Annotated in this window: 7 protein-coding genes; 2 read left to right on the forward strand and 5 right to left on the reverse strand. The window is 43.2% G+C overall.

Features of this window, described 5'->3' with window-relative positions; all coding sequences use genetic code 11:
• Positions 1–174: 174 nt before the first annotated feature.
• Positions 175–609 (reverse strand): DUF6335 family protein, encoded by a 435-nt coding sequence (locus RIG66_RS09315; RefSeq protein WP_446377341.1) that lies wholly within the window; start codon positions 607–609, stop codon positions 175–177.
• Positions 610–815: 206 nt separating this feature from the next.
• Between RIG66_RS09315 and RIG66_RS09320 the strand changes: the two genes are divergently transcribed.
• The gene (locus tag RIG66_RS09320; protein ID WP_446377343.1) at positions 816–1,910 is read left to right on the forward strand and encodes a DJ-1/PfpI/YhbO family deglycase/protease; all 1,095 of its coding nucleotides are present in this window, start codon (positions 816–818) and stop codon (positions 1,908–1,910) included.
• A gap of 85 nt (positions 1,911–1,995) precedes the next feature.
• Here RIG66_RS09320 and RIG66_RS09325 read toward each other — a convergent pair whose 3' ends face one another.
• Entirely contained in the window at positions 1,996–2,814 is an 819-nt protein-coding gene (locus RIG66_RS09325) for a carbonic anhydrase (protein ID WP_446377345.1), read from the reverse strand.
• Positions 2,815–3,076: 262 nt separating this feature from the next.
• On the opposite strand from RIG66_RS09325, the gene RIG66_RS09330 reads away from it, so the two are divergent.
• Complete coding sequence (locus tag RIG66_RS09330; protein ID WP_446377347.1) at positions 3,077–3,952, forward strand: SDR family NAD(P)-dependent oxidoreductase; 876 nt, start codon at positions 3,077–3,079, stop codon at positions 3,950–3,952.
• Between the two features lie 128 nt (positions 3,953–4,080).
• On the opposite strand, the gene RIG66_RS09335 is transcribed toward RIG66_RS09330, so the two are convergent.
• The 3 genes from RIG66_RS09335 to RIG66_RS09345 all read right to left on the reverse strand — a co-directional run bounded on the left by RIG66_RS09335 (position 4,081) and on the right by RIG66_RS09345 (position 10,335).
• The gene (locus RIG66_RS09335) at positions 4,081–7,992 is read right to left on the reverse strand and encodes a two-component regulator propeller domain-containing protein (RefSeq protein ID WP_446377350.1); all 3,912 of its coding nucleotides are present in this window, start codon (positions 7,990–7,992) and stop codon (positions 4,081–4,083) included.
• 256 nt (positions 7,993–8,248) lie between these two features.
• Complete coding sequence (locus RIG66_RS09340; protein WP_446377352.1) at positions 8,249–8,608, reverse strand: hypothetical protein; 360 nt, start codon at positions 8,606–8,608, stop codon at positions 8,249–8,251.
• Positions 8,609–8,898: 290 nt separating this feature from the next.
• A complete protein-coding gene (locus tag RIG66_RS09345) occupies positions 8,899–10,335 on the reverse strand; it encodes a SagB family peptide dehydrogenase (RefSeq protein ID WP_446377354.1) in 1,437 nt (478 codons plus the stop codon).
• Between the last annotated feature and the right edge of the window lie 299 nt (positions 10,336–10,634).

The following is a 10,634-nucleotide window of genomic DNA, read 5'->3' on the forward strand; positions in this document are numbered from 1 at the left end:
CTGTCTATAAACCAGCCTGGAGGCACGGGGTTGTCGTGCAAGTTAAGTCGAACTGTTGAGTATGTTCAACTTGGCTTGTTCGATGACTTCAGGGCTACTGAAAACCCAGACCTCTGCGATAGCAGGTCTGGGTAGTTTATACTATTGATTCAGCAACCCCTACTGATTAACAGTCTAGACGCCGTGTTCTTGATAATCTTCAGAGGACTTCGGATCTAATTCCCAGCGCTGCTCATCCCGTCGTTCGAGCTTATTGGTGACTTGCACTGGTTCTTTTTGAGCGCCTTCGACACCAACGGCTCGCTCCATCTCCTGGGTCACATTTTGCTCTGGCGTGGGCGTTAAACCGCCAACGGCTTCCTCACCGCCTACTTTTGCCTGGTAGAGGTTGGCATCAACATCGCTCGTGGTGGGTTCACCGCTTGCCATACGGGTTCTTGATTCTTCAATTAGTCTACCATCAGCCGTGTCGCGATCGCTCAGTCCCTCATAAGTCGGTTCTATTTCGTTGGTTTCCTTACGTGTGTCTGATTCTGATAGGGGGTTGGACTGAGATTTGTTAATGTTTTCAGGTTGCATATTGGCTTGTATATTACTATCCGCACTCACAGCTTAACCTTTCGCAGGCACATCAGTTTATTACCCCAGAGCGAATCCTATTTTATTTCTTTTGAGGGATGACATCTCTGTGAGTCATTCCTAAGCTGAAAATGCTTATCAATACTACCTGTTTAGCCCGTAGAATTTTCGTGGCGGAAAGAATACCCCAGAAAAATTCTACCTTCGATCAAGTAATAAAGTCGTTAACAATTTCAATGATGATAACCGATAATACACCCAAAAAAGTTGCCATCCTGATTGATCAGAAGTTTGAAGATGCTGAATTTCAAATCCCTTATCAAGCGCTGCAACAAGCGGGGGCGCAGGTTGTGGTTCTGGGTTCGCGGATGAATGACACCTATCAGGGGAAACAAGGCAAAGTTTCGATTAAACCTGATGGTACCGTAACCGAAACCCGTCCAGACACCTTTGATGCCGTAATTATTCCCGGCGGGATGGCACCGGATACGATGCGAAATAACCCTAATGCCGTCCAATTTGTGCAGAAGGCGATGGAGTTGAATAAACTCGTCGCGGCGGTTTGCCATGGTCCCCAAGTGTTAATTGAAGGGGATTTACTTCAGGGCAAAAATGCTACCGGATTTCTCTCGATTCGCAAGGATATGACCAACGCGGGGGCTAACTATGTGGATGAACCCTTAGTCGTGGATGGAAATCTGATTACCTCTCGTCAACCTGGTGATTTGGCAATATTTACCACGGCAATTCTCACCCGCTTGGGGTTAGGGATTCCCGATCAAGCCTTACCCGATGAAACGGATATGACGGCTCAATGGTGGCAATTGGCAGAAGCTTGGGGGGGGAGTAGCAAGCTTGATATTGTGAATGGATTGAATACTGCCTTAGCCGGGGAACGATATGGGCGAAAAGCTTTTGAGTATTATGCCCAAAAAGCCACTGATTTAGAGTTGCGATCGCTACTGCAAGAAATCATCGAAAATAAGCAGCATCATATTATCATGCTGGAGAATCGTTTGAGAGATTTGCAGGCATTTGAATCAATTCCGGAAGTGGCGACAGATGCTTATGCCGCCTTACAAAATTGGCTACAACCGAGCGATAGTCTATCCATCTTACGCCATGCCTTGGGTGACATTCAAACGGGTGTTGTCGATGCCTATAATCTGCGGAAACAATTCACCGATCCCACGTCAACGGTGCTGTTTACTCAGATTGAAAAGGAGTTGGCAGACTACGAACAGCGTTTAGCTGACCTTTATCATAATCGTCTGGGAGAACAAGAGGCTACACCAGCTGAACCCACTACCCTAGCAGCTGTTGGCGGTTAAGGATTGGTAATTTGTTTGGGTTAGCCGACATACGCTAACCCGCAAAACTCTTTTTCGTCTCCCTTTTCTGTAAACGGGGATTTAATTAATCCTGTAGCAAGAGCCGACGGTTAAGTGCTTGCACCGGTCTGGCATTATTGTCATATAGGAATTTAAAGGCGTTGAGTTGTGCCAATGAAATTTTAAGCGTATCTTTATATACAATCCAATTCACAATTTGTGAACAAGGCGGTGTGGTTAGAGAACCAGAATACCGATAATATTGGGGTGGGTCGGTCAGGAGACTGCCTAACAAACCATCCTGAGGAAGAAACTTTTTAGGATTGATTGTTACGTTAGGTGAGCTTGTTCCACCTGACGAGGGTAGGTTGTTCAAAATCTTTCCCATCTCAGAGTTTGTAGGACTACCCACTTCCATGAGCCTGCCAATGACCGCTATTTCTACAACGTTTCCATTTGCATCTTCCTTTGTATGCACACAGTGAACACACGCGGGATAGACTTGGTTATCTATTGTATGTTCACTGGGGGCATGAAAGTGAAATTGGGCTAAATTAAATGTTTTACCATCCAAGGTCAGAGTGCTACCAGCAGGACAGTCAACCTGGATAGTCTTACCCGTATCCCGAATGGTTGGGGAAAACGAGTTGTAGCTAATGCTAAAGTCATTGTCAAAATTGACATCAACGGGATTGGTTAGAGCGATGGGAGATTGTCGTGTTCCCGTTCCACAAATTGGATAGGCTAGATTACCATTTGCATCGGTAAGACTGCCCCAGTCTGTATCGGCATAACCCCATGCAACTGTTCCCCCGGATGCGGAGGCGAGGGACTGTACGGCAGTGGTTAAGGAGGTTCCAGCTACACCGATTGACAAATACTTGAGTAATGTGCGTCTATCCATTGTTCTTTCCTGAGAGATGCTTTACAAATCTTTACTAAAAATAATCATACTTTACTTTTTGGAAAAATTCTACCCATCGATAGAAATTTTTTGATCAGTTTTTTTTATAAAACTTATAAATATAGCATTAATTGACACATCTTGCTATACAGTTGCGAACTTCTGCGAAACTGAAACCCTACCGCAGATAGATGTAGAGACCCTGGATTCCAGAAGAAAACAGGAACAGAAGTAAAAATTAGTCGGGGAAGAGGTTAGGCTTGTGAGTAGACTCCTAGAGGGAAAAGTCGCTATCGTAACGGGTGCGGGAACAGGTATTGGGGAAGCGATCGCACATAAATTTGCCAAAGAAGGCGCTAAGGTTGTCGTCAACGGATTACCGGATGATCCAGTGGAGGAGGTGGCAAAAGCCATCAACGACTTTGGTGGGGACGCGATCGCAGATCGAGGGGATGTCTCGGACATGAATCCTGCTCAAGCCTGTGTGGAAGCGACGATTAACCAATACGGGACGCTGGATATTTTGGTGAATAATGCTGGTGTCTTTCTGGCAACTGCGCCAACCCAAGAGTATCCGATAGAGGCATTTGATCAAACTCTGAAGATGAATCTGCGATCGGCATTCCTGATGACTAAGTATGCCCTACCCCATTTGCAAAAAAGCCGGGGTAACATTGTTTGTGCTGGCTCAGAAGCCGGATTTAATGGTGTGGCAAAAAATTCTCCCTACGGCGGAACTAAGGGCTGGATGCACGCTTTTGTTAAAGGGGTAGCCGTTGAACAAGCGAAGTATGGAGTGCGGGCAAACTGTTATTGTCCCGGTGCGATTGATACGGCTTGGACGCACAAAGAAACCGGTCCCATGGATGCCCAGATGGAGGAAACCCTAGTTATGGCGGCGCCAATGGCAAGACGGGGTACTCCGGAGGAAATTGCCAATGTTTGTGCATTTCTGGCGTCGGAACAAGCCAGCTATGTCACCGGAGCGCTTTGGCTCGTGGATGGAGGTGTAACGGTGGCTAAAGGTGCCGTGGGTCAACAAACCCCCGAATCCCTGCGTCAACCTCCAGCCGGGGATCTGCGTCTGGATCACGAAAAAGAAGGGTTAAAGAATAAAGAAACCCAGACTATCCGCTAATACCGAGTTGCGCTCCTTGATCTGACCAACTATCTAAGCAAGATCCCCGACTTCTTGGAGAAGTCGGGGATCTGTCTGTGTACCTCACTTACTTGAAAAGCGTTGTAGCGTTAATTTTGTCCGACTACTTATGAATGATTCATAACCTCAAAAAACCGAATTGTGAATTGGGTTCCTTGATCTGGCTTGATGTCCAATTCTCCTTCTAACTGTTCAGTTAAAGCTTGGATTAACTGAAATCCTAATGTCTTGGGATTCTCCGGCTCAAACCCTTCAGGTAAGCCAATTCCGTTATCTTGAACCGTGAGAGTCAGTCTGCGATCGCACTCTGATTTCAGTTTGATGGTAATCACACCTGGACGGGATTCAGGAAAGGCATATTTTAAGGCATTGGACAGTAATTCATTTAGCAATAAGCCACAGGGAATCGCTGTGTCTAGGTTGAGGGAAATCGGTTCAACGTCAATCTGCAATTTAATTAAGCTTCGATTCACGCCATAAGACTGGAATAGATAGGTGGCTAATGTATCGATATACTCGGCAAAATCAATCTTTTCTAGAGAGGTATATTGATAGAGTTGATTGTGAATCAGCGCCATAGACTTAACCCGATTCGCACTTTGTTGGAAAATATCCAAGACTTGGGGATCGGTTAACGTCTGGGACTGGAGATCCAGGAGACTGGAAATAATTTGTAAGTTATTTTTGACTCGATGGTGAACTTCTTTTAGTAGGACTATTTTTTCCCGCAAAGAGGTTTGCAGTTCAGCTTCAACCTGCTTTTGTTCCGTGATATCAATCCCCACTAAAACCGCCGCCTTACTTTGTTGATACTTTTGCGCGATAATCAAATAATGGCGAATCGAATCCTTAATTTTTAAATCAATCACCTGAGAGGTGGTAAGTTCTGAGTTTGCCAAGAACTGGTGTACAAAATGGATATACTCTGTGCTTTTATTGTGGAAGCCAACCTCTTGACCAACAAAGTCGCTGGGAGACAAGCCCCAGAGATTTGCTGAGTACTGATTAACACCGAGATATCGTCCGTCTGCACTAATCCAAGCCACACAACCGGGTACAGTATTTAAAATAGCTTGCAGTTGTTCATTCGTTTGTTGTAGGGCTTCAATAAACTGCTGGCGTTCGGCTTCTAGCTGTTTGCGATGGATAATATCTTGAAAAGCAGCGATGCTATAGATAATATCGCCTTGTTCATCATAAATCGGAGTTGCTAAAATCTCCCATAAGCCTTTCTTGTTATTGTTGCGGATTTCCAAATCATCAACTTTGACTTGTTCTCCCCGTAACGCCCGACAAACTGGATAGTTTTCTGGGGGATATAACTGATCCGTTCCCGCAATATAGAATTGATAAAGATGAGAATAGTCTGTAATCGGAGCATCAGTGAGCCGTTCTACGCCCAATAGTTTAAATGCTGCTGTGTTAAAAAATACGGGTTGGATCAATTTATCAAATACTGTAATGCCGACGGGAATGGCGTCTAAGATTTGATTCAGCTTTTTCTCACTGGTACGTAGTACATCATTTTCTCTGATGTGGGCTAGCGTTTTCCATTGAACATAGCCATAAATAGCACCGAATATGGCAATCCCATAAAGGGTATAAGCCCAGCCTGTTTTCCAGGGGGGCGGGATAATCGTAATCGTCACAGATGTCCCTTCTTCATTCCAAACTCCGTCATTATTAGAACCTTTAACTCGAAAGGTGTAGGTACGGGGGTCGAGGTTTGTATAACTGGCGTAGCGTCGAGTTCCGGAGTAAATCCAATCTTGATCAAATCCTTCGAGTTTGTAGGCGTATTGGTTTTTTTCGGGATTGGTATAGTCAAGGGCGGCAAATTTAAAGCTAAAGAACTTGTCTTTGTAGGATAATTTAATCTCTTTGGCAATGGAGATGGCGGGGTTGAGTTTGACAGTTTGATCAAAGATTCTAAAGTCGGTGATGACAATAGGGGGAATATAGGGATTATCTTTAACTTGGTCGGGATAAAATAAGTTGAAGCCATTGAGTCCGCCAAATAACATAGCACCATCTTTGGTTTTGGCGTAGGCTTTCACGCCATCGAACTCGTTTCCCTGAAGTCCATCACCGACATCGTAGTTTCTAAAGGTTTCCACTTCGGGGTTAAATTTGGATAAGCCATTACCTGTACTTAGCCAGAGATTTCCATTATCGTCGGCGAGGATACCGACCACAGAATTGCTGGGTAAACCATCGTTTTCGGTGTAATGGGTAAAGGTTTCAGTGGCGATATCAAATTTATTCAGTCCGCCGCCGTAGGTGCCAATCCAAAGTGTCCCGGCTGGGTATTCATTGATTGACAATACTCGGTCATAGCTTAGGCTATTGGGGTTATTGGGATCGTGGGTGTAGCGGGTAAATTTTTCTGTCTCGCGGTCAAATTTGTTGAGTCCACCGTTGAGTGTAGTAATCCAGAGTGTACCTGAATTATCTTCATAAATTGATAGAACCGAATTATCACTCAAGCTATTTGGGTCATTTGGATTATGCAGGTAGTGAGTAAATTCCTCGGTTTGGCGATCAAATTTATCAAGTCCGCCACCGAAAGTCCCAATCCAAAATGTACCTTCTCTGTCTTCATAGATTGATGAGACTGTAATATGATTCAAGCTCTTGGGATTATTGGGGTCATGGGCGTAATGTGTAAATTCTCCAGTTTGGCGGTTAAATTTATTAAGTCCACCCCCAAACGTGCCAACCCAAAGCGTACCGTTGCGATCTTCGTAGATTGACCAAACATTATCGCTACTTAAGCTATTGGGATTCTTGGGGTCATGGGTGTAATGTGTAAATTTTTCAGCTTGACGGTTAAATTTATTGAGTCCACCGCTATCAGTACCAATCCAGATTAAACCTGAGGAATCTTCATGGATTGACAAGATATGATTATCACTTATACTATTCAAGTTATAGGGGTCATATTTGTGATGAATAAATTTAGGACTTTTCTGATCTAGTTTATTAACTCCGCCAAAGCCAGTTCCAATCCACAATATTTCTGACGAATCGATTAAAAGACTGACAAATACAGTGTCATTTAAAGAATTGAAATTAGTTTTATCGTTGCTATAGTGAGTAAACTGCTCCGTTTCTGGGTTTAATTTATCAAGTTTTTTGCCATAGGAATTTCCATACCAGCTACTTGTTGCCAGCCAAAGATTACCAAATTTGTCTTCGGTTATACTACCAACAGTATTGTGACTTACACTATTCTGGTTAATGGGGTCATGCTGATAATGAATAAATTGACCAGTTTCACGTTTTAATTGGTTGATCCCTCCATTCAGTGTGCCAATCCAAAGTCTACCGTGGGAGTCTTCGTAAATATATAAAACAGTGTTATCACTCAAGCTACTGGAATCATCAGGATTATGCTTGTAATGGGTAAATTGACCAGTCGAGCGGTTAAGTTTGTTTAGACCTCCACCATCTGTACCAACCCAAAGTGTCCCAGACTTGTCTTCATAAATTGATAAGACAGTATTGTTACTCAAGCTAGTAGGTTCATCAATGTTATAATTGTAATGAGTAAATTGTTCTGTGTCTCGATTAAACTTATTTAGTCCACCGCCATCAGTACCAACCCAAATTGTATCAGACTTGTCTTCATAGATAGACATGACACAATTCCCACTCAAGCTGTTGGGGTTATTTGAATCAGAAGTATAGTGAATAAAAGATTCTGTTTCGCGATCAAATTTGTTAAGTCCACCACCGTCAGTAGCAATCCAAATTGTACCAAATTCGTCCTCGTAGAGTGAATTTATAAAATTATCAGACAAAGAGTTTGAATCTCTCTCATTGTATTGATAAATTTTAAACCGATAACCATCATATTTATTCAAGCCATACTCTGTACCAAACCACATAAATCCTTGACTATCTTGAATGATAGCTCTGATGCCACTCTGAGATAGTCCTTGAGCAGTTGTAATATGTTCAAATTTAATGCTATTATTTTCAGCAGCGCATGGCTTTACTGGTAGAGCAACACTCATCAGAGTGATGAAAATTATTGTCAAGAGTAGTGCTTTAAGTAAGCCTATAACTTTGAGGCTTATTTCACCAATTCCTTCACACCAATATAATACTATAAATATAATACAGTATACCAAGCATACTGCTCCTTAATAGGTTCGCAGTTCATAGAAAGTAATGTTTACTTGAGAAAGTAAACCATTCAGAGGATAGCAAGTTTTTACAGGTAAGCCTTAAAAAAATTACTCCACAGTTATCCAGCTAGTTAGGAAATACCTAAGTGCATAATTCTTCACAAATCCTTTCCTCACAATCGGGTGCAAGATAGTCAAAATTGTTCTTACCAATCCAAGACTGTATCGGTTGATCTGTCAGTCCCATTGGCTTGGAAGGGAGAGGAATTTCACAAACTACGTTACCGTCCTGACCAGGAACTTTGTTAGTCATTGTTCCCACTAAGGTGTTGTTAATCACTTGAAACTCTACACCACTGGGAATCGTTAACCCGTTCTCTTCTAAGACAGGATTCGTATGCGAGATAAATTGCGATTTAAACTCTTCGTTTACCCATGTCTGGGCGATAATCTTGGACAAAATCTTTTGAGTTTCTGGATTATTCTTTACCAAAACTGACATGGTTTTTCTCCTATTGTTCAAAGAATCTAGTCAAGGGAAGTAATGATACTTAACTCAGCGCGAAAGGCTGTTAGTCTAACAAGTATTCCTAGAAACCGGGTTTCTTTGGGTGAAAAGTTGATATTGCGTTGTCATCCTCACGAGAAACCCGGTTTCTTGACCGATGTCCTAGGGACTCTTGTTTTCCTTAAATCCGCTACGCCAAGTTATAGTTATATTAATATACAATGCTTATTTTATCTATGCAAGAGGGTCGGGGAAATTAAATCAATCTAGATTGGATCATTCGGCTAATCTACAGATGGGTTCCCCAGAATAAACTCTCCGACTGAAGTTTCCCGATAGTAATCCGTTCCCACCGTCGCCGCAAATAAATCGGAATTACCACCACCGATCGCGCAAGGTGCCAGATTCATCGCTGTTGCTACCAGATACATGGTCTGCTGTAATGAACCCACATCCTTGAGCATATTAGCATACGCAATGGATTCATAAACCCAACTTGCTCGCTGAAACCGTGGGGCAAAGACAAATAGAACTTGCGGCATACAGGATCTGCCATTCGCAAAATAGGCATCTTCTAACAGTGCCTCCACATTCTCATTCCTGCCCGTCAATCGACAAAGCTGATGAGCTTCGGGATGATAATGATAAACTCCAGACTCTAGATTATCACAGGTATTCGCGATCGCATACAATTCTAACTCATATCGACCACCACTATTGGCATAAGGTCTGTGGGTGCATTCCCCATAATCCTTAGCCGTAATTCGCTTATTCCGAGTGCAGCGATACAGAAATTCCCCCAATTGCTTCACGGTTATCGGCTTATCGCTATAACTCCGAATCGATTTCCTCTCCTCCAGTACCCAAGTAAAGGAATAATCCTCCGCCTTAAGTTTCTCGATATCCGGCTGATACAACTCAATAATCTCATCTGACATCCTAGGTTGAATCATCGGAGGCTGGGGAATCTTATCCAAAAAGCGGAACGTTTTCCCAGAATCATTGCTATGTCTCCCCTTGCGACTTCTGGCGTGAAACAGCAAATCGTGAAACTCCCAGGATATGAGCGAATGACTCTCATCCTCCTCAATTTTGCCATTATCCTGCACAACACCTAGCATTTGGCTACTCAGGAGCAAACTAAAAAATAATTGTACCGTTTCTGGCGTCAATCCAGGTATCCTTTGACACAATTCCTCCCCGGTTCTCGGTTGCGCTAATTCAGAAACCAGTGCAGCGCCGCGCCAATCGTCTAAACTAATTTGGGCGTATGATAAAGGAGATTCCAAGATTAGCTGATTGTCCTGTTTATGACAGTAGGCAAAACGCGAGAGAGTATATTTTTGTTCAACTGTCGCCGATTGAACCTGAAACCTTTTAAACGGATAAATCGGAACTCGTGTAGCGATAGGAAACCCATCCCCAACAACCGTATGACAAATCCAGCCTAACTGAATAAACTGATTCAGATAATAATAAAACGTTGCCAATCTCTCAAACCCATCAGATTGGAGAACACTATCACTCAGACTCTCCTCTGTTCCCCCGGCTGTCGATAAACTATTTATCGCACTTAATAATCCCGGCGATACCTGTTCCAGATTCAGCGTATACTGAGGGAGATTGCCCTTAATACGGGTTGACTGAATCATCATGCTATCGCGCGACTCTTCAGTTACAGTAATATCCTTACGAAATGACAGAATAAAAGGAAGTGACATAAGGCATTAATCGGGTTCGTAGTTGCACTTGTAGTTGCGTAGTTGCGCTTTAGCGCCGGTTCAACGTTCCTATCCCCACCACAAAATCAGTTGGACACACATTATTGGGCGCACATCTATCATTGGTGTCAACTTAAACGGAAAACCCCCTCACCCCCAGCTCACAAGGGTAGGTTTTTTAAGATTGAGGTTTAGGTAAGACAAGGTAGACAGGTAGACCAGTAGACAAGGAAGAGTGAGAACGAAAAATCGGGCATTTCGGCTTTTAGAAGTTAGCTTGACCGAACAAGATTCTGTAC

The organism is Coleofasciculus sp. E2-BRE-01 (assembly GCF_040221695.1).
In the GTDB taxonomy this organism is placed as follows: Bacteria; Cyanobacteriota; Cyanobacteriia; order Cyanobacteriales; family Coleofasciculaceae; genus Coleofasciculus.